Source organism: Sphingomonas sp. LaA6.9 (assembly GCF_022601895.1).
Lineage (GTDB): Bacteria > Pseudomonadota > Alphaproteobacteria > Sphingomonadales > Sphingomonadaceae > Sphingobium_A.
The window spans coordinates 15,489-34,851 of sequence record NZ_JAKVIO010000041.1 but is presented as its reverse complement, the minus strand read 5'-3'; the positions used below and the strand labels follow the sequence as shown (position 1 = coordinate 34,851).

The window sequence follows — 19,363 nt, the reverse complement described above, 5'->3', positions numbered from 1 at the left end:
GCTACAGCGCATATGGGTAGCGCGCGGCCGGTCAGCTTCGCTCCCACCGAGCTACACCATCATCAGGGACACGACCCCGAACCCGAAATCCGAGCAGACAGCGCGCAAGCGCCTCAACGCTTCAAGCGGCCCCCGAAAGGAGACATCAATCTCGCGCGGGACCAAGGGATTGTCGCCGTCCTTCCTCAGGTTCCGCAGAACATCGAGATCTTCCGCCCAGACCGCGTTCCATCTGTTCTGATCGATCTGCACTTCAGTCACTCCAATAATCCTGCGCGGCTATTACCATTGTGACCTTAACAAATGCGGCTCGCACGCCTTTCGCCCTAACCGGACTGTCGAGACCCGCCGGCATAGCGGTCGTTCAGAGCGCCTCAATGCATCCCGGATAGCGGCCATTCGTTCACCTGCCCGAAATACCCCGATTCTGCGTTCGGCAAGGGCACCCATGTCGGGACGTAAAACCCTGTGGCAGCCTCGTTGCTGCCCAGAAGCTTGCGGCGGACGACGCCCGCAAGGCACCGCTCATATACAGGCAATAGCAAGGGAATTGATCCGCTATTGCTGGCGATGGTGCGTGCACCGCGCTACGAAAGTCAAATGAGCTTCCAGGATATTGGGCAGCGTCACGCGAAAGGCGATACCAATTGAACGCCGAACGATCATCTTTTCAGTTCGGCGATTTCGAATTGATACGGGACCGCCAGGCGCTGTTGCACCGCGGTGAAACTGTCACTCTGGGCGGCCGGGCTTTCGACATTCTGACGCTACTGGTGCGCCGAGCCGGTGAAACGGTCAGCAAAGCCGAGTTGTTCGCGCACGTCTGGCGTAGAACACTTTCACGCCGTCGATCGTGGTGCTCTTGTAGTCGATGACAGGCACCACCGATGCGGCCTGGGCCGGAGCGGTCGGAGCACATCGCACATAGGCGGCAGCCGGGGTCGTGGCTGCGAGAATGGCCAGCGCACTGACGAGGTGTCGTTTTATCATGATCCTTGCCTTTCGAACATGGTGCCGAGGGACATCAGCGCCGTGGACAAAGGGCGATCACCGGACCGGCAAGAGGCAGGGATAAATAGGGGTAAATTTCTGGAAATCAGAACGTATATATTTGATACAACTATCTATATTAGGCCGTGAACCCATAAACGGGATTCCCAGCGTGAGGGATTTCTGATTCAGGGTCGGCATGAGCCGATATGACCTGACCGATTTTGAGTGGCGCGTGATCGCGCACGACTGCGATATCCAGATGATCGACAGCACTTCCGTCCGGGCGCACCAGCAGGCTGCGACGGCAAAAAGGGGGATCGAGATCATTGTCTCGGTCGCTCCCGCGGCGGGCTCACAACCAAGATCCACGTCATCGTCGATGCGCAAGGGCTCCCGATCCGGCTCGGCTTGACCGCGGGCCAGGCGCACGACGGGCAGATTGCAGGTGCGCTGCTGGATCGGCTGGGCCCACGCACCATCGTGCTGGCCGACAAAGCCTATGATGCAGACCGCATCCGCACCCTCATCGAGGAGCAGGGCGCCACGCCCAACATTCCGGCCAAGTCCAACCGCAAATGGAAGCCCTGCTTCAGCAAGCGCCTCTACCGCGAGCGCAACCTGATCGAGCGCTTCTTCTCCAAACTGAAGCACTTCCGACACATCGCCACCCGCGACGGCAAGCGCCCACATTTCTGACATAGGAAACCGACCACGGACCTCCCGAAAGCCGACGTCTCGGAACCTGCGTTTTGTTCAAATTTTTTCCTTCGCCTACTCGGTAGGTTTCACCATCCCTAGCCACGCCATCCGCTAAGGAACCGCTGTAGGACTGAAAGAGTCTATTGCTCGCGATCCAAGAGATTGCGGCTTCATAAACGCGCCTATTGTCACAGCGACCGAAGTCACGGTGTCTCAAATCTTCGCGTCATTGCGCCCCCCAAATCAACCTCACGCTCCCTCAATTTGCCTGCGTCATCTGGATCAGCGGCCCATGCTTCATTTTCGGGAGTACATAGCGCGCGAAGAGGTCCGCTTCTGCGGCGTGCGGATAGCCCGACAGGATGAACGCTTCGATCCCCATCGCTTGATAGGCCTGGAGCTTGGCGAGAACCTGATCGGGATCGCCAACGATCGCAGCACCGCAGCCCGAACGCGCGCGACCGATGCCTGTCCACAAATGCGGTTCTGCATAACCGTCATCGGAGGCGCCTTCGCGCAGTGCCGCCTGCGCCGCCACGCCCGCGGACTTTGAATCGAGCGACTGGGCGCGAATGGCCGCCCCCGCCTCGGCGTCGAGCTTCGAGAGCAGACGGTCGGCGGCGGCGCGCGCCTCGGCCTCGGTCTCGCGCACCACGACATGGACGCGGTAGCCAAAGCGCAGGCTGCGCCCATGCTTCCCCGCGCGCGCCTGCATATCGGCGATGGTGGCCTTCACCACATCTTCCTTGTCCGGCCACATCAGGTAGACGTCGCAGCCTTTGGCCGCGGCCTCACGGGCATCCTCGGACAGCCCCCCAAAATAGAGCAAGGGTGCCTTGCCTGACACGGTCCGGATACGCGGCGGATCGAGCTTGAGCTTCCAGAACTCGCCATCATGGTCGAGCGGCTCACCGTTGAGCATGGTCTTGAGGATGTGCATCGCCTCGACCGTGCGTGCGTAGCGCGGGCCCGAAGGCAGCGTTTCCCCCGGCAGATCCGAACTGATGATGTTGACCGTGAGCCGGCCGCCAAGCATCTGATCGATCGTCGCGATCTGGCGCGCGAGCTGGGGCGGCCAGGACTCGCCGATGCGCACCGCCATCAGGAGCCGCATGCGTTGCAGCAACGGCGCGATGGCCGCCGCGAAGGCGGTGGTATCGATGCCCAGAGCATAGCCCGAAGGGAGCAGGATGTTGTCGAACCCACCGCTCTCGGCACCCATCACGATATCGCGGCAATGCTCCCAGCTCGATCGAAGCAACGGATCGGGAACGCCGAGGAATTCATAATCATCGTCGCACAGAGCAGAAAACCAGCTGATTTCGCACGATTGCGTCATGGCAAACTCTCCCCCATCGATGCCTGGAGCACCGCGTACCATTCGGCGCGGGTCCAGCGCGGCGTCAGCGCGCCAGCCGCTTCCCGAATCCGCTCGGGCTGTTGCGATCCCACGATCGGAATCGGCCGCGCGGGATGCGCCATGATCCAGCTGTAGGCAGCCGCCGTACGCGAGACGCCGTAATCTTGCGCCTTGGCATCGAGGAGCATGGCGACAGCGTGCTCTGCTTGCGTCAGCGGCGCGGCGATCCTGCCGCCACCGAGCGGTGACCAGGCGAGCACCGCCATGTCGTTCGCGATGGCCTGATCCATGAGGCCGTTTGTGAGCGGCGCCAGCGTAAGGGGAGAAAATTCAGGCTGGTGGCTGACGAGTGGCCGATCCATGAAATGCTGGAGCATGGCGGCCTGGCTCGGTGTGTAGTTCGACACGCCGAAGACGCGGACCTTGCCCTTTTCATGCGCCGTCTCGAACGCGCGCGCGATCTCGTGCGGATGGGTGAGGATATCGGGCCGGTGGATCTGCCACAGGTCGATCTGCTCGACACCGAGGCGCCTGAGCGAGGCATCGATCGCCGCTTCGATATAGGGTGCGCTCGAATCATAAGGCGTGCCGATCACGATGCCGCCCTTGGTCGCCAGCGTCATTTGCTCGCGCAATTCGGGTGCCTCGGCGAAGACGCGACCAAGTAGCACCTCGGCGGCGCCGAAAGGTTCGCCATTGTCAGGCCCGTAGACATCGGCGGTGTCGAAGAGCGTTATTCCGGCGTCGAGCGCGGCTTCCACGCGCTTGCGGGCGGCGGCGACATCGTCGCCCCTGAAGCGCCACATGCCCCAGGCAAGCGGGCTGACGGTCAATCCGCTCTTGCCGAGCGGTCTGGATTCGGGTGAGAAAGCAAGGTCAGACATCGATATCATAGTAATCAAGGAAATCGCCAATGGGAAACCCCGTTCGTTACGGTCTGGTCGGAAGCGGGATGATGGGCGTTGAGCATATCCACAATCTCGCGATCACGCCGGGCGCCGAGGTGGTGGCGTTGGCCGATCCCACAGGTACCTCGCTGGCTGAGGCGAAGGCCGCGCTTGGCGGGCGCGCGGCTGGTGTGAGGGCATATGATAACAGCGCTGAGCTGGCCGCCGCGGGCGGTATCGACGCGGTCATCGTCGCGAGCCCCAACTTCACGCATCGCGCGGTCCTTGAGCCGCTGTTTGACGCTGGCCTGCATATTCTCTGCGAGAAGCCGCTCGCGACGACGATCGAAGACGCCCGATGGATCGTCGAGCGCGCCGCGAAGACCGACAAGGTGTTCTGGACCGCGATGGAGTATCGCTACATGCCTCCCGCGGCGGCATTCATCGAGCAGGTGCATGCCGGGCGCACAGGCACACTACGCATGCTCTCGATCCGCGAGCATCGCTTTCCCTTCCTGGAGAAGGTTGGCGACTGGAATCGCTTCAGCCGCAATACCGGCGGCACGATGGTCGAGAAATGCTGCCACTTCTTCGATCTTATGCGGCTGATCGTCCGGTCCGAGCCCGTGCGCGTCTATTGCTCGGGGGCCATGGACGTGAACCATCTCGACGAGCTCTACGAAGGCGAGCGCCCCGACATCATCGACAACAGCTACACCACCGTCGACTTCGCAAATGGGGTGCGTGCGATGCTCGATCTCTCAATGTTCGCCGACGGAGCCGAGAACCAGGAGGAGATCGCGGCGGTCGGCGATGAGGCCCGGCTCGAGGTGTTCATTCCGGAAGGCGCGATTGTTCGCTCGCCGCGCACGGGATTCGGCAATCCGAAGCGCGCAGAGCGCACATATGTCGAGGTCGACGCGGCGGCGCTCGCAGCCGGGAGCCATCATGGCTCGACCTTTTACGAACACCAGCGCTTCATCGCCGCGGTCCGCGGCGAAGCCCCTGTCGAAGTCACCGCGGAAGACGGCCTGCGCGCCGTCGCAATCGGTGCGGCGGCGGAACTGAGCGCGCGCGAGAAGCGCGTTGTGGAGATGGCCGAGCTCGGATTTTGAACGAACGCAACGCACGGCTTTGCGCCGGGCAGCGGATAGGATATCGATATCTTACCATGACAGGGATAAAGTTTTTCTGACCTTGGCAAGCTGAAAATAACTCTATTAAAAAAGTAGAGATTCTATGGGGAGGCTTGAATGCGACGGTTTCTGGTGAACGCAAGCGCGGGTGCGCTGCTTATTTCGATGACGCAGGTTGCGCAGGCGCAGGATACGCCTCCCGCGGCGCAGCCAGCCGATCCGGGCGATATCGTTGTCACGGCGCAAAAGCGCGAGGAGAATTTGCAGAAGGTGCCCGCGGCGATCAGCGTGGTGAGTGCCGCGCAGCTCGACCAGCGCGGCGTCGTCAACATACAGTCGCTCCAGCAGCTTGTGCCCAGCCTCAACATCAAGGACAGCGCGACCACGCTCGATTCCTCGGTGTTCCTGCGCGGCGTCGGCACGATCAACTTCTCGATTGCGGCCGAACCCAGCGTCGGCTTCGTGGTCGATGGCGTCACCTATGCCCGCTCGGGCGAGGCCTTTGGCGACCTCTACGACATCGAACGCGTCGAGGTGCTGCGCGGACCGCAAGGCACGCTGTTTGGCAAGAACGCGTCGGCGGGCGTAATCAGCGTCGTCACGCGCCGCCCCGGCGACGAACTGGGCGGCTTCGTCGAGGCGCTGGCGACAACCGATGAGGAATACAAGCTGCGCGGCGCGATCGACATTCCGATCGCCGAGGGCATCACCAGCCGCTTTACCGGCAATTATGGCTGGTTCGACGGCACCGTCCGCAACATCACGCTCGACCGCACCGTCAACGGCTATGAGCGCTGGGGCGCCCGCGGCATGATCGTCGCCGAAGCGAGCCCGGCGCTGACCTTCACGCTGATCGGCGATTATCGCAAACAGAACAGCGACTGCTGCGCCGAAGTGGTCGGCACCACCCCCGCGGGCGCGCTCGCTGGCTCGCTGATCGGCGTTGACCTGAAGGGCGACGAAACGCGCGAGATCCGCCAGAACACGCTGACCCGCACCAAGGAAAAGAGCTGGGGCGTCTCGCTCCAGGCCGATCTCGATGTAGGCAGCGCGGGGACGGTCACGTCGATCACCGCCTATCGCGAATACCGCAATTTCGGCATCCGCGACGGCGACTTCATCGATACCGTCTACAACATCGCAGGCGGCCATCAGCTCGACGATTTCGGCCCGCAGCCGTCCGAAACCTTCACGCAGGAAATCCGGCTGGCGTCGCCGGGCAACCAGACGCTCGAATATGTCGTGGGCGGCTTCTACTACAACGCCAAGCAGCAGCGGACTTTCCAGCGCGACGACATCGTCTGCTCGGCAACGACGCTGCCGCCCGTGTCGCCCGGCCTCGCGCCCTGCGCGCCCGGTTCCTCCACGCTGCGCTTCCCGAGTGCGGTGGGGACCTTCGGTTCGACGATCGAGAGTTTCGCGATCTTCGGCAACCTGACCGTCAACGTGAATGACTGGCTGCGCCTGATCGCGGGCGGACGCTACACGCACGACAATGTCGATGCGTTCAATAACCGCATTCCCGCCACCAATGGCGGCGGGCCGGGCCTGCTCAATGTCGGCGCGAACTACGATCTTTCGACGAGCAACGACGATTTCTCGGGCCGCGTGGGCGTGCAGGCCGATATCAGCGACGAGCTGATGACCTATGCCACCTACAGCCAGGGCTATAAGGGCCCGGCCTTCAACGTCTTCTTCAACCAGAATGCGGGGCAGCTCGATCCGATCGCGGCGGAAACCGCCGACGCCTATGAGCTGGGCACCAAGTTCAAGACCGCCGACGGTAAGCTGACGCTGAACACCGCTCTATTCTATGCCAAATACGACAATTTCCAGGCCAACAGCTTCGTCAACCTGGCCGGTTCGGTGATCACGCAGCTCACCAATGCCGGTTCGGTCTCGACCAAGGGCTTCGAGATCGAGTCCGTCATCCGTCCTTCGCGCGAATTCACGTTCAACGCGGGCCTGTCCTATACCGATGCGCAGATCGACGAATTCAACCTGCCGCCCAATGCTCCGGCGGGCAGCAGCACGCGACGGGGTGAACAACTTCCGCTGGCGCCGACGTGGAAGGGCAATGTCGGCGGGCTCTGGACGATCGAGACCGGCGGCTTTGCCAATGTCGAGATTGGCGGGCAGGTAGCACTCACCAGCGATCAGGTCTCCTCGCTCGAAGCCAATCCGGTGACACGCCGTGCGATCACGATCGATGGCTATGTCGTCGTCGACGCCAATATCGCGCTGGTCGATCCCGATGGCGTATGGCGCGTGAATTTCATCGGCCGCAACCTGACCGATGAGAGCTATGCGACGCTGATCACTCCCGGTGGCCCGGGCGGCAGCTTCCGCTATCTTCTGCCGCGTGACGTGGATCGCTATTTTGGCGTGAACGTCCGCTTCAACTACTGAGCAAAAGGGAACGCCGCATAATGCCGTTCGAGGATCAGACCCGGCAGTTCGCCGAGCAGGGTTATGCGGTGTTCCCCGGCGCTCTTGCTGGCGCGGCGCTCGACCTGCTCCGCACCGAATGTGACGCCTTCGTCGCACGCGAAGACGCGCGGATGGATGCGCTGGGCGTTGATACGCTCGGCATCAGCCATCGCGGCAAGCGTTATTTCGCGAACGAATGCCAGCGCGTCGCGCCGCAACTCCGCACCGTGCTGTTCAGCCCGGCCATGGCGGATATCTGCCGCGCGACGCTGGGCGACGATGCCTATTTCTTCTTCGATCAATATGTCGTGAAGGGCCCCGAGGGCGGCATGCCCTTCTCCTGGCATCAGGATTCGGGCTATGTCGTCGGCAATGGCGGCCCCGCGGATCACGCACCCTATCTCACCTGCTGGTGCCCGCTCGATGACGCGACCGAAGAGAATGGCACCGTGCGCCTGATCCCGGGCAGCCACAAGCATGGCATCCTCCCGCATGAACGCCAGCCGGGCACCAATGACCTGGCAGGCGCGCCCGCCGAAACCGAGGGACAGATCGTCGAAGCCAGGGCGGGCGACGTTGTCGTCTTTTCGAGCCTCACGCTCCATGCGACGGGTGCCAACCGGACGGATCGGCCGCGCCGCGTCTATCTCGCGCAATATACGCCCGAGGCGATGCTGGATCCGGGCACCCGCCATCTGCGCCGCAACGCGATTCCGATCCTGCGACACGGCGAACGGGTGACAACCGGTTGACCCCCGCGTGATCCTTTCGCCCCGTCGCCGCAACCTCCTGTTCGCGCTCGCACTGACTGCGACGATCCTCAATCTCGTCGATCGCCAGATCATTTCGGTCCTCAAACCCGTGATCGCTGCGGATCTGGGCTGGAGCGACAATGACTATGGCACGCTCGCTGCGTGGTTTCAGGGTTCGGCCGCGCTCGCTTTCCTGTTCACCGGCTGGATCGTCGATCGGCTTGGGGTCAAATGGGCAAATCCCGTCGGCGTGGCGCTGTGGAGCGTCGCCGCAATGGCGCATGCGGTGGCGCGCGGCTTCGGCCAGTTCGTCTTCTGCCGGATCGCGCTCGGCGCGACCGAGGCCATGGGCACTCCTGCGGCCATCAAGACCATCGCCGCGATCTTTCCCCCTGAGAGGCGCTCCACGGGCTACGGCCTGCTCAACGCCGTTGGCAGCCTTGGCGCGATCGTGACCCCACTCGCGATTCCGCTCGTCGCGGTGCTGTGGGGCTGGCGCTCGGCCTTTCTCATCGGCGGCGTGCTCGGGCTGGTCTGGGCCGTGCTCTGGCTGCTGGCGACGCGCGGCGTTCATTTCACCGGCGATCATGACGCGCCTGGCGAGAAACCCGCTACCAGGGTGGGTGGAACGATCCTCACCGAGAAGCGCAGCTGGGCCATTGCGGCAGCCAAGTTCCTGTCCGACGCGACCTGGTGGCTCATGCTCTTCTGGATGCCCGATTTCTTTCATCGCAGCTTCGGGCTCGAGGGCGTGGCGCTCGGCCCGCCCCTCGCCATCGCCTATAGCTGCGCAGCTCTGGGCGCGCTGATCGCGGGTACGGTAACGACGCGACTGATTGCGCGCGGCTATGGCATCGAAAGGGTTCGAAAAGGTGCGCTGTTCGTCGCGGCGCTCTTCGCGACCCCCCTGCCCTTCGCCGATCTCGCGCATGACTATTGGCTGGCGGTCGCGCTACTCGGGCTCGTTATGGCTGCGCACCAGGCCTTTTCCTCCAGCCTGTTCACGTTGATCGCTGACGTGTCGCCTCCCGAGAAGGTCGGGCGCATCACCAGCTTCGGCGCATTCGCGGGCAATATCGGGGGCATGGTGATAGCCAAGGCAGCGGGACTGATCCTCGCGGCGGGACTGGGCTACCTTCCGCTCTTCCTCTTCGCGGGATTCTCGTATCTCATGGCGGTGGGCGTGATTCAGCTGCTGCTGCCGCGCCTGCCATTCGAGGGCATTCGCGTGGCGCCCCGGCCAGAGGCCGCGCATTGACCCGTCGCTAGCCGACATCCCAATCTCGCGGCGCCCGTCCTAGCTTCGAGGTGCGGCGGTCGATTCCCGCACGACGAGCCGATATTCAAGCCGGCGACGTTCGGGACCGTCATTCCCATCCTCCGACAGCAGCACGTCCGCCGCCGCATAGCCGATATCGCGAAATGGCTGATGGATGGTGGTGAGCGGAGGCCACACGCTTTGCGCGAGTTCGGTATCGTCGAACCCCGCGATCGAAAGATCATCGGGGACCGTCATGCCGCGCCTGAGTGCTGTGGCGAGCACGCCCGCTGCCATGTCGTCGTTGCTCGCGAAGATCGCTGTGGGCGCGTTGGCGAGCGCAAAAAGCGCCTCGGCCGCGCCAACGCCCGATTGCACGCTGAACTGACCGGGGCGCACCAGCTCCGGATCATAGGCGACCCCGGCACGGCGCAACGCATCGCGATATCCCAGAAGCCGCTGGTTGCTCGTGATATAGGCCGGATGCCCGACCACGAAGCCGATGCGACGATGGCCGAGGTCCAGCAGATGGCGGGTCATTTCGTCGGCGGCCGCGACATTGTCGATATGGACCGACGGGGTGGCCATCAGATTCGTGCCCGGCGCTATGCGGACATGGCGGATGCCGCGGCGCCCCAATTCCTCGAGCGCAGGCAGGCTGTCGGTGACCGGCGGCGTCAGGATCAGACCATCGAGATGCGTCTGCTCGATCAGGCTACCGAGATCGTCGACCAGGGTTGGCGAATGGATGCTGCATGGCTGGACAAGCATCCGGTATCCGCGCTCGGCACAACACGCGCGGACACCTTCCTGCACATTATAGACGAAATAAGGGTTGGGATTGTCGTAGATCAGCGCGATCTGGAACGAGCGCTGCCGACGCAGCATGCGGGCGACGAGGCTCGGACGGAAGTTCAGCCGCGCGATGGCCCCTTCGACGCGTTGACGCAGGTCCGCGCTGACGTATTTCTCGTCGTTGAGGACGCGGGACACAGTCTTGACCGAAACACCAGCGACTTCAGCTACATCCTTGATCGTATTCTTCATTACGCTTGTTTAGGAGTCTTTGCCTCGTCTTGATAGCTACAGCTTGATCCCCATGGTTTCGCCGATACGGCGATAGGGGAGACGCGCACGCAGATCGGGAAACGGCCGTTGAAAGACAACAGTTGAGGCGCGGATACCCCTACCACAGCTTTCGGCGCATGAAGGCGCGTCGCCATATTTCCGCTAAATGGCGTTTAGCGCCGACATCTCCGAAATTCGAGGGGCGGTTGTCCGCTCGCGAAACCTGCCACTCATTCAGATTGGAGGGAACGACCGCTCACATGACGAGGTCGTCGGTCAAGGCCTATCATCGTAACGGCATTGGTCATCCCGCTTGGGCCATGGGGATGGTCACTTTTCCAATCGAACAATGAGTGGGTGCTGCCTTCATCGCGATCGGACGGGCAATTCCATCAGAAGACCTGGTGCAAGGTGCGCGACCGCCTTCTTGCCCGGATGTCGGAATTTGCCGGGCGCCCTGTCGAACATTGGATCCCGCACGACCTGCGCCGAACAGTCCGGTCGAATACGAAGCGGCTGAAGATTGACTACGATACGGCTGAGGCAATGCTCAATCATGTGAAGAAAGGCCTTGAGCGGACCTATGACAGGTATGAAATGGAGGAAGAAAAGCGCGAGGCGTTCCTCAAATGGGAGAATGAAGTAGCCGAAATTGCGCGCAAACAGGGTGTAGCATCACTGCTTGGTGTGCCCGTTGAGGAGGATCTTGAGGTGCCGGCCGCGCTGTTTCCGAAGTGGCGTTCACGCCGAATTACCAGAGGGCGCGCGAGTCCACCCAGGCGAGCACTTCGACGAGTTTGAATCGCGGACATCGGTGGTGCTTCGTCGTTCGGCCAGCCAACTCATATTCGCGCGGAAAGCCGGGTGGCCGTTGCTTGCGGAGCCGATCGATCTGTCGCCGCGACAACCTCGTCAATTTCGCAAATTCCGCAACCGTGATCAGGCCTGCAAAGTCGGTAATCATTGCGCCTGAGCCAGCTTTCATTCGCGGCCTTCGCGATGTTTTCGCGCCTTGGCAAACGCATGGTCACTGGCAAGAAACGCAGCCAGCATGGGGGGCAGCAACTCGCTTAGCGCTTCGCTTTCACCGTAAGTTTCATTGTAGATTGCCGCATAATCGTCGAGCGTCCTTTTGAGCTCTGGAGACAGCAGGATCGTCAGCTTAACCGGCGTGCGATCCGGGATACGGGCAAGCTTGAGATCGGGCACGGCTGTTCTCCTATTCCCGCCAGGGCGCGAGGATCAGATCGCGGTGAACGACCAGGCGAACCAGGGCGCCTGGGCGGATCGTGATTGTCGGCTGGACCTGGAGATTGCGCTGTGTGAGCTGATCGCCAGCGCGCGCGGCACTGTCTTGAGTCGACTCCCGGATCGCCTGCACCAGGTCGCTCTCGCCCGAAAATGTGAGGTTGGAACCGACCCCTAGCAGCGTCGACAAGGCGACACCCTTGAGCAGCGTCCATGTGTGAAAATCGACCTTGTCGGCAAGCCCCGCAAAACCGGAAGCATCGGTTGCAGGTACATTGTCGATCTTGAGTGAGCTGCCATCGGGCAGGATGATCCGCTGCCAGACGACGAGCGCGCGGCGCTGCCCGAAGGCGACCACGCTGTCATAGCTGCCAATGAGGCGGGTTCCTTGCGGGATCAGCAATATCCGTCCGGTTGCGCTGTCGAACACGCGCTCGGTCACCTGCGCGATCACAAGCCCGGGAAGGTCGGAGCGCAGACCCGTGATCAGGCTCGCCGGGATGACGCTGCCTGCCAGGAGCATGTTGGACGAGGCCGGTGCTGACAGGACATGGGGGTTCACATTGCTACCCCTGTCGCGTGCACCCACGAAATCGGCCTTGCGCTGTTGCGCAGCCGGATCGCGTTCGGGATCGATCGCGATCCTGGCAGGCTCAGCCGGACTGGCAAGGGTCTCGGCTACCGCCGTGACCGGAGCAGTGCTCAGCGATCCGCGATCATGCGACTGGAACAGCAAGGTGGATTCGCGCGCGGCTTTCAGCTCCGCCGATTTCCGCTCGCGCTCTGCCACCGCGGCTTGAGCGGTACGCGTCAAATCGTCCGGTCCGGATTCCGTCGCCATGGCACGGCGATGTTCGAGGATCGGGCGACCGAGGTCGCCGGGAAGTCTTGGCCCAAGCTTCGGCGCGTCGCCATAATTGTCGGGCAGCCCTGCAAGCGCATCGCTTGGCCCCCGCGCCGGCTCTGCGCGATCCTGCGACCGCTGGACGAGATCGAACGCGCGCGGCGTCAGCGCCACCCAGGCCGTGGCACAGACGCTGACCGATACCAGCGCCGCGCCTGCGATCACGACGCTGCGCTTGACGCGAATGGCGCGCGCAGGCGTGCCTCGAAGGACGAGGGTTTCGGGATCGGCCTTTGCCAGAGTGGATGGGGCCGCAGACGGTGCTGAACCCGGCGCATCGACCGCCGGGTTGGGGGACGCGGCCCCGCTCACTGCCCGCTCCGCGGGCGACGGGGCCGAGCACGCGCCTCGCCTGTCCGCGCGATCCGCACTACGTCCTGGCGCCTGGTGCCCAGGCGCAATTCGGCGGCATCGAAGATCCGGTCGACCACATAGAAGCGACCACGCACGCGGTAGTTGACCAGCTCGGCCTCGCCCTTGGCGCGCACGATGAAGAGCGGCGGCGCCTCACCGACGGCAAGCGTTACCGGAAACTCGATAAAGGTCTGCCGCCCATTATCGAAGGCCCTGAGCGGCCGCCAGCTGGGCGTATCGCCACTGAGCGCATAGTTGAAGTTGAGCTGCTCGAGGTCGAAACCGGTCGCGATCGGAGCTGCTGCCGCCGCCTCGTCCTCGGAACGCTTGAGTGCCAGCAGCGCGTCGCCCGGATAGGTCCACTTGACCGCTGACATGGCAGTCCCGGCTGTGCTCCTGAGCGCCAGATGATAGGTCCGCCTGTCGGTCGTGACAACCAGATTGGTGGCAAGACCGGCGGCAAAGGGCTTCACCAATATATGGGTTCGCTTGTCGGGCCCGGAACCGCTCGTGGTGTCGCCGATCACCCACCTGACCGTATCACCGCTCGCGACCGCGCCGAGCCCCTCGCCGGGCTCGAGCGCGATGTCAGTGACGCGCTCGGGAGCCGTATAGACCTGGTAGATCGCGCCATCGCTATAGGGAAAGATCTGGACTGCGTTGATGAAGCCCGCCCCCTTGGGCTCGACAAGAGCCGACCTGTTGGCCCTCGCGACCTGAGTGACAGCTCCTGCCGCGCGTCCTTTGTGGCCAGGCACCGGCCTGGCAGCGGACACTGCTCGCGGAAGCGTCGCCCCAAGAATCGTCGGTGGCGGGCCGTCCGCGGCCATGAGGACGAATGCCGCCAGACAGGCAGGCGGGGCGACAGATCTGCGCTTCATGGCCGGATCTCCTCTGCTGGAAGTGCCTCCAGGGCTTCCTCCATGGTGGAACCGATCGACGGCAGTGGCGGTGGGGGCAGCGGCTCGAGCTCGCGGCTCCAGTCGATGGCATCGACATAGATTCCGAGCGGATTCTTCCTGAGCGTGTCGGCCGTGTCGGGCGGCCTTGACACGATGGTGACGATCGCGGTCCAATCCGCAACGCCTGTCATGCCACCATTTTCAAATTCCGTTTCCTGCCACTTGACCTGGAAGGAGCGGTCGGATGCGCGCACGACGCTGGTCACCTGTACCGCGACAGTCCGCTCACCGAGATCCGCAAAGGGCTTGGTGCTGCGTGCATGCGCGTCGAGAAATTGCGCGCCGCGCTTGGTCGCGAAATCATAGGCAGCAAGCCAGTCGCGGCGCATCAGCACGGGATCGAGCGATATGGTCCGCACATTCTCGATGAAGCGCGCAAGGTGCCAGGCAATCTGCTGGTCGCCCGCCTGATATTGGACGTCCGCCTCGCTGACGCTGCGCGCCTCACCCAATGCGTCGACCTCGACGACATAGGGAACGACCCTGCTCTGCTGCGATTGCCAGACAAGAGCTGCCGACATGGCGGTCGCCAGCGCCAGGCTTCCAAAGGCCATGAGCCGCCAGCTGCGCGCCTGGACGCGAGCCGAGCCGATCCGCTCGTCCCAGAGCTGGCCGGCACGCTGATAGGGGGTTTCGGGTTCGGGGGTGCGTCCATATCGCTGGACAGCGCGCTTGAAGATCATGGCTTTCAGTCTTCCTTCTGCTTGATGTCGGGGGTGGCGGACGCCCCGCCGCTCGAACCTTCGCCGAGCGCGTGGAGCACGGCGTGCCGGCGCTGGCGGGCCACCTGGTTGGCGTGGAGCGCCTGCGCCCATGCGGGCGCGGCTGCGTCAGAAGCCGTGGCAGTAGTAGCGTCGGGGGCATTTCCACTTCCCGTCATCGCCGACCAGGCAGCGCTTCGCCCAGATGCCGCTGCTTGGGACACGCCAAGCGTGGTCGACGCCTTCTGGCGCATGGCGCCGCCCGCGGCGCGCGCAACGCCGCCAAGGCCGGCGCCGATGCTCGAGGACCCTGCCCCCTCCTGGCCAAGCCGGTAGCTCGCCGATACGGCTGACCCCATGGCGGTGCCGGCACGGATCGCGCCAAGCGCACCCCCACCCGCCATGCGTGCAGCGCCGAGCGCTGCGCCTCCCGCGATCGCGGTGATACCGGCAGCACCAATGCCTGTGCCGACCACGGCGCCTGCTCCCAGCTGTGGCGCGCCCGAAACAAGCCCCGAAGCGATGCCGGGTCCGAAGATGCCAAGCCCGAACAGCGACAGGCTTGCGAGCACAAGGCTCATGGCCTGTCCGATATCGGGCTCACGCCCCTGAAGCGCATCCACAAATTCGGCGAAGAATCCCGAGCCGATGCCGACAATGACCGCAAGCACCATGACCTTGATGCCTGAGCTCACGACGCTCCCGAGGACGCGCTCGGCAAGGAAACTCGTGCGGTTCCACAGCGCAAAGGGCACCAGGATGAAGCCCGCAAGCGTCGTCAACTTGAACTCGATGATGCACACGAACATCTGCACCGCGAGGATGAAGAAGGCGATGATCACGAGCGCCCAGGCGAAGAGCAGGATCGCGAGCGTCAGGAAATTATCGAAAAAGCTCGTGAACCCGAGCATCTCGGAGGCCTGTTCGAGGAGCGGCCAGGCGGCTTCGAAGCCCGTGGCGGCGAGCCTTCCGGGCTTGAGCAGGTCGCCCGATGACATGGTCCCGCCGCCTGCGGTGAGGCCGGCGGCCGCAAAGGACTGAAAGATGATGTCGGCGAGCGCGGAAAAGCTGTTCAGGATGAACGCGAATGCGCCGATGAAGAGGATTTTCTTCAGGAAGCGACCGACAACGTCCTGCTCGTCGCCCATCGCCCAGAAGAGCCCTGCGAGCGTGATGTCGATCCCGATCAGCACCGTCGTGAGGAACCCGACATCGGGACCGAGCAGTCCGAACCCGCTGTCGATATAGGTGATGAAGGTCGCCAGAAACCGGTCGATGACGTTCAGATCATTCATGTCGGTCGCTTATGTCCTGGAAGATGACAAGCCGCGGGGCGCACCCGAGGGGAGCTGAGGGCACGCCCCGCGGCGACGGCGACGGGGAGGCGAATTCGCCGCCGTCTATCCGGGCCCGAACCTATCGAGGCGTGTAGGCCGTGCCCGATCCGAGGAACTTTCGCGTGGCCGCGCGCGCATCGGACTCGGCCTGGACGCGCCTTGCCTGCTCGATGGCATCGGCACGCGATTGCGCTGCCATGAGCTGCTGGATCTGGAATTGCTGTTTGGCGGTCAGCGCGAGCAGCTGGTTGGTCGCTTGCGCCGCCTGAAGGCTGCCTTGGGCGCCCTGGCTCTTTGCAACGATCGCCGACAGCGCCTCAGCGTCCTCCGCGACATTGCCGACGACTTCGGCCTGGACGCGCATCGTCTGCCTGAAAGCGGCCATCGCGGTCTCGAGCCGGTCTTTCGCCTGACCCGCATGCTGGTCGCCGCGAAGCGCGCGATCGAACTGCTGAGGGAAGAATTTGCGAAACTGGTCGTCGATCCGGCCGATCCTGAAATCGATGCCCTCGGCCTTGTCCATCAGCGCCTCGATCTCGGCGAGCTTTGTGCGAAGCTGCTGAAGCTCGGGAAAGTCGATCCGCTCGAGATGCTTCTCCATGTTCGCCAGCATTGCCGCCTCATTCTGGAGCGACCGGATCTGCTGGTTGATCTGTTCGAGCGTGCGCGCAGCGATGAGCAGGTTCTGCGCATAGTTGGCGCTGTCGAAGACGGGCATCGCGCGTGCGGGCGTCACGGGGACCATCGCCAGCATCGTCATCGAAATGGTGGCGCTGCTCGCCATCAGTGCTGCGAGGATGAATTTCTTCATGCATCTTCTCCTTGTGCTGGGGCTTGGGGACCGGGAAAATCGGCGAGTGCGCGCGCGGCCCAGTCGAGGCCGGCTCCTTTCAGAAAATGCGCGGCGAACTGGTCAGCGCCATGTTCAGCGAGGAGGGCGTCGATGCGGGCCTGGGGGTCGGAGGCACCGCAGAGCGCGAGCGCCACGGGTCCAAGGCCAAGCTCGAACAGCCGGTTGCCGCGCGCGGACTGGAGATAATAGTGCCGCTTGGGTGTCGCGCGCGCGATGAGCGCGATCTGGGCATGGTTGAGCCCGAAACGCTCATAGGCGGCGCGCGACTGGGGTTCGATCGCGCGATCATTGGGAAGCAGGATGCGCTGTGGGCAGCTCTCGATGATCGAGGGCGCAATGTTGCTGTCGGCGATGTCCGAAAGACTCTGCGTCGCGAACAGCACCGCGACATTCTTCTTGCGGAGCGTTTTCAGCCATTCGCGAATGCGCGCCGCAAAGAGCGGATGATCGAGGAAGATCCAGGCCTCGTCGAGGATCAGCAAAGTAGGGCGGCCGTCGAAGCGCTCCTCGAGACGGTGAAACAGATAGGTGAGCACGGGTGCCACCACGCCCGCCTGTCCCATCAGCGCCTCGGTTTCGAAACACTGGATATCGGCGAGGTCGAGGCGCTGTTCGGCAGCATCGAGCAGCCGGCCATAGGGGCCCTCGAGCGTATAGGCGCCAAGGGCTGTGCGCAGCACATTGGACTGGAGCAGCATGACAAGCCCGGTCAGTGTTCGTTCTTCGGGGGGCGCCGATGCCAGGCTCGTCAGCGCCGACCAGAGTGCCTCCTTGATCTCGGGGGTGACCAGGACCTTCTCGTGCGCGAGTAGGTCCGCGATCCATTCGGCTGCCCAGCTGCGCTCACTAGCCTGGTCAATGGCTCTCAACGGTTGAAAGGCCAGTGTCTCGTCAGCATCCCGGTCGCTATCGCCTGAAGCCCCGAGCGCATGGTGCGCCCCGCCCATTGCCAGCACCGCCGCGCGTGCGGAAAATCCCTTGTCGAAGATGAAGATTTGCGCGCGCGCATAGCGCCGGAACTGGAGCGCGATCAGCGCCAGCAGAACCGACTTGCCCGCCCCTGTCGGTCCGACCACGAACATATGGCCGACATCGCCGACATGGGTGGAAAGGCGAAAGGGCGTCGAGCCCGAGGTCTGGGCGTGGAGCAGCGGCGGTGCCGAAAGGTGCCGGTTTGCAGCAGGACCCGCCCAAACCGATGACAGCGGCATGAGATGCGCGAGGTTGAGCGTGTGGACGAGGGGCTGGCGGACATTGGCGTAGATCTGTCCGGGGAGCGAGGACAGCCAGGCCTCGAGCGCGTTGATGGTCTCGCGGATACAGGTAAAGCCAAGCCCGTTCACGATGCGCTCGACGGCGCGCACCTTGTCGTCGGCACGCGCGCGGTCGCTGTCAGAAACGGTGATCGTCGTCGTCAGATAGCCAAACGCGACATGATCGCCGCCGAGCGCCTGGAGCGCGAGATCGGCGTCGACCATCTTGTTGTCGGCGTCGCTGTCGAGCAGCTGGACGGGCTGGTTGTAGATCACCTCGCGCAGAAGGGCTGTCACCGACTTGCGCTTGTTGAACCATTGCCGACGCAGTTTCGTCAGCACCCGTGTGGCATCGGTCTTGTCGAGCGCGATGAAACGCGTGACCCAGCGATAGCCAAAGTCCTGGTGATTGAGCGCATCGAGAATGGCGGGCCGGCTCATGCCGGGAAAGCCGAGGATCGTGAGCGTGCGCAGATGCGCGTCTCCAAGTCGGGGCTCGAGCCCGCCGAGGAGGGGCGTGTCGGCGAGCAGCCCGTCGAGGTAGATCGGTGTCTTGGGCACCGCGACTTTGTGCCGCCGGTTCGAGATCGCGCCGTGGAGATAGGTGAGCGTCTCGGCGTCGTTTAAAGCGACGACTTCGGGCATGAAGCCCGCGAACAGATCGCGCGCACGGTCGGTCTCGGCAATGAAGGACACAAGGGTGGTGCGCCAATCACGCGTCTGAGCTTGATCGGGATGGTCGATCAACGAGCGAACAGCGGCGTCGCTCGCGTCCGCCGGCGGCAGCCAGGTGAGCGTCAGATGGAAATGGCTCTCATGATGCTGGCCTGAGGCCTCGAACGCAGCGCGCCGTTCCTCGTCGACCAGCCAGGACGCGGCATCGGGAAATGCGGCTTTGGGATAACCCAGCGCCTCGCGCCTTTCGGCATCGAAAAACAGCGCCCAGCCCGTTCCGAAGCGCTTCAGCACGTTATTGGCGCGCGCGCAGGTCGAGACGAGTTCGGCGTCGGTCGCGCTTTCGAGATCGGGGCCCCTGAACTTGAGCGTGCGCTGGAAGCTGCCATCCTTGTTGAGGATCACGCCCGGCGCGACAAGCGCCGCCCAGGGAAGGTGATCGGCAAGCCTGTCGGCACAGTTGCGATATTCGCGCAGGTTCATCATGGGAGCC

The 19,363-nt window shown here is 63.5% G+C and carries 17 protein-coding genes and 1 pseudogene; 7 read left to right on the top strand and 11 right to left on the bottom strand.

All coding sequences use genetic code 11. The features are described from left to right. Positions 1–294, top strand: a 294-nt coding sequence (locus MKI88_RS17360; RefSeq protein WP_241632812.1) for a hypothetical protein, incomplete at its 5' end; no start/stop codon positions are given. Between the two features lie 501 nt (positions 295–795). Here the strand turns inward: MKI88_RS17360 and MKI88_RS17350 are convergent. Then, a complete protein-coding gene (locus MKI88_RS17350) occupies positions 796–990 on the bottom strand; it encodes a hypothetical protein (RefSeq protein ID WP_241632813.1) in 195 nt (64 codons plus the stop codon). Between the two features lie 241 nt (positions 991–1,231). Between MKI88_RS17350 and MKI88_RS17345 the strand changes: the two are divergent. After that, positions 1,232–1,689, top strand: a pseudogene (locus MKI88_RS17345) (IS5 family transposase); the annotation flags it as partial. A gap of 262 nt (positions 1,690–1,951) precedes the next feature. Here the strand turns inward: MKI88_RS17345 and MKI88_RS17340 are convergent. Together MKI88_RS17340 and MKI88_RS17335 are read right to left on the bottom strand one after the other, a co-directional pair. Beyond that, positions 1,952–3,031 (bottom strand): LLM class flavin-dependent oxidoreductase, encoded by a 1,080-nt coding sequence (locus MKI88_RS17340; RefSeq protein WP_241632811.1) that lies wholly within the window; start codon positions 3,029–3,031, stop codon positions 1,952–1,954. Next, entirely contained in the window at positions 3,028–3,936 is a 909-nt protein-coding gene (locus tag MKI88_RS17335; protein WP_241632810.1) for an aldo/keto reductase family oxidoreductase, read from the bottom strand. Before MKI88_RS17335 ends, MKI88_RS17340 begins: the two co-directional genes overlap by 4 nt. Positions 3,937–3,965: 29 nt before the next feature. Here MKI88_RS17335 and MKI88_RS17330 point away from each other — a divergent pair, with 29 nt between their 5' ends. From MKI88_RS17330 to MKI88_RS17315, 4 genes are all read left to right on the top strand, one after another. Then, the gene (locus tag MKI88_RS17330) at positions 3,966–5,054 is read left to right on the top strand and encodes a Gfo/Idh/MocA family protein (RefSeq protein WP_241632809.1); all 1,089 of its coding nucleotides are present in this window, start codon (positions 3,966–3,968) and stop codon (positions 5,052–5,054) included. A gap of 138 nt (positions 5,055–5,192) precedes the next feature. Further along, positions 5,193–7,484 (top strand): TonB-dependent receptor, encoded by a 2,292-nt coding sequence (locus MKI88_RS17325; protein ID WP_241632808.1) that lies wholly within the window; start codon positions 5,193–5,195, stop codon positions 7,482–7,484. Between the two features lie 20 nt (positions 7,485–7,504). After that, on the top strand, positions 7,505–8,257 hold the full coding sequence (locus MKI88_RS17320) for a phytanoyl-CoA dioxygenase family protein (RefSeq protein ID WP_241632807.1): 753 nt from the start codon (positions 7,505–7,507) through the stop codon (positions 8,255–8,257). Between the two features lie 7 nt (positions 8,258–8,264). Beyond that, complete coding sequence (locus tag MKI88_RS17315; protein WP_241632806.1) at positions 8,265–9,515, top strand: MFS transporter; 1,251 nt, start codon at positions 8,265–8,267, stop codon at positions 9,513–9,515. 39 nt (positions 9,516–9,554) lie between these two features. On the opposite strand, the gene MKI88_RS17310 is transcribed toward MKI88_RS17315, so the two are convergent. After that, positions 9,555–10,562 carry a LacI family DNA-binding transcriptional regulator gene (locus MKI88_RS17310; RefSeq protein WP_241632805.1) on the bottom strand — a complete coding sequence of 336 codons (1,008 nt, stop codon included), beginning with the start codon at positions 10,560–10,562 and terminating at the stop codon, positions 9,555–9,557. Positions 10,563–10,994: 432 nt separating this feature from the next. On the opposite strand from MKI88_RS17310, the gene MKI88_RS17305 reads away from it, so the two are divergent. After that, positions 10,995–11,384: a hypothetical protein gene (locus MKI88_RS17305; RefSeq protein ID WP_241632804.1), complete on the top strand. Its 390-nt coding sequence runs from the start codon at positions 10,995–10,997 to the stop codon at positions 11,382–11,384. Between the two features lie 180 nt (positions 11,385–11,564). Here MKI88_RS17305 and MKI88_RS17300 read toward each other — a convergent pair whose 3' ends face one another. From MKI88_RS17300 to trbE, 7 genes are all read right to left on the bottom strand, one after another. Beyond that, positions 11,565–11,792, bottom strand: coding sequence for a DUF2274 domain-containing protein (locus tag MKI88_RS17300; RefSeq protein WP_241632803.1), 228 nt, complete (start codon positions 11,790–11,792; stop codon positions 11,565–11,567). Positions 11,793–11,802: 10 nt separating this feature from the next. Then, complete coding sequence (locus MKI88_RS17295; RefSeq protein WP_241632802.1) at positions 11,803–13,047, bottom strand: TrbI/VirB10 family protein; 1,245 nt, start codon at positions 13,045–13,047, stop codon at positions 11,803–11,805. After that, positions 13,044–13,970: a P-type conjugative transfer protein TrbG gene (trbG, locus tag MKI88_RS17290; protein WP_241632801.1), complete on the bottom strand. Its 927-nt coding sequence runs from the start codon at positions 13,968–13,970 to the stop codon at positions 13,044–13,046. Before trbG ends, MKI88_RS17295 begins: the two co-directional genes overlap by 4 nt. Then, positions 13,967–14,734 (bottom strand): conjugal transfer protein TrbF, encoded by a 768-nt coding sequence (trbF, locus tag MKI88_RS17285; protein WP_241632800.1) that lies wholly within the window; start codon positions 14,732–14,734, stop codon positions 13,967–13,969. The genes trbG and trbF overlap by 4 nt, the downstream gene beginning before the upstream one ends. Before the next feature lie 5 nt (positions 14,735–14,739). Further along, a complete protein-coding gene (trbL, locus tag MKI88_RS17280; RefSeq protein WP_241632799.1) occupies positions 14,740–16,047 on the bottom strand; it encodes a P-type conjugative transfer protein TrbL in 1,308 nt (435 codons plus the stop codon). A gap of 121 nt (positions 16,048–16,168) precedes the next feature. Continuing rightward, entirely contained in the window at positions 16,169–16,900 is a 732-nt protein-coding gene (trbJ, locus tag MKI88_RS17275) for a P-type conjugative transfer protein TrbJ (RefSeq protein WP_241632798.1), read from the bottom strand. Next, positions 16,897–19,356, bottom strand: coding sequence for a conjugal transfer protein TrbE (trbE, locus tag MKI88_RS17270; protein WP_241632797.1), 2,460 nt, complete (start codon positions 19,354–19,356; stop codon positions 16,897–16,899). Before trbE ends, trbJ begins: the two co-directional genes overlap by 4 nt. Between the last annotated feature and the right edge of the window lie 7 nt (positions 19,357–19,363).

Coding starts and splice junctions, on each gene's coding strand:
- MKI88_RS17335 (WP_241632810.1), bottom strand. CDS start 3,936: ATGTCTGACCTTGCTTTCTCACCCGAATCCAGACCGCTCGGCAAGAGC.
- trbE (WP_241632797.1), bottom strand. CDS start 19,356: ATGATGAACCTGCGCGAATATCGCAACTGTGCCGACAGGCTTGCCGAT.
- trbJ (WP_241632798.1), bottom strand. CDS start 16,900: ATGAAGAAATTCATCCTCGCAGCACTGATGGCGAGCAGCGCCACCATT.
- trbL (WP_241632799.1), bottom strand. CDS start 16,047: ATGAATGATCTGAACGTCATCGACCGGTTTCTGGCGACCTTCATCACC.
- MKI88_RS17325 (WP_241632808.1), top strand. CDS start 5,193: ATGCGACGGTTTCTGGTGAACGCAAGCGCGGGTGCGCTGCTTATTTCG.
- trbG (WP_241632801.1), bottom strand. CDS start 13,970: ATGAAGCGCAGATCTGTCGCCCCGCCTGCCTGTCTGGCGGCATTCGTC.
- MKI88_RS17310 (WP_241632805.1), bottom strand. CDS start 10,562: ATGAAGAATACGATCAAGGATGTAGCTGAAGTCGCTGGTGTTTCGGTC.
- MKI88_RS17320 (WP_241632807.1), top strand. CDS start 7,505: ATGCCGTTCGAGGATCAGACCCGGCAGTTCGCCGAGCAGGGTTATGCG.
- MKI88_RS17330 (WP_241632809.1), top strand. CDS start 3,966: ATGGGAAACCCCGTTCGTTACGGTCTGGTCGGAAGCGGGATGATGGGC.
- MKI88_RS17340 (WP_241632811.1), bottom strand. CDS start 3,031: ATGACGCAATCGTGCGAAATCAGCTGGTTTTCTGCTCTGTGCGACGAT.
- trbF (WP_241632800.1), bottom strand. CDS start 14,734: ATGATCTTCAAGCGCGCTGTCCAGCGATATGGACGCACCCCCGAACCC.
- MKI88_RS17350 (WP_241632813.1), bottom strand. CDS start 990: ATGATAAAACGACACCTCGTCAGTGCGCTGGCCATTCTCGCAGCCACG.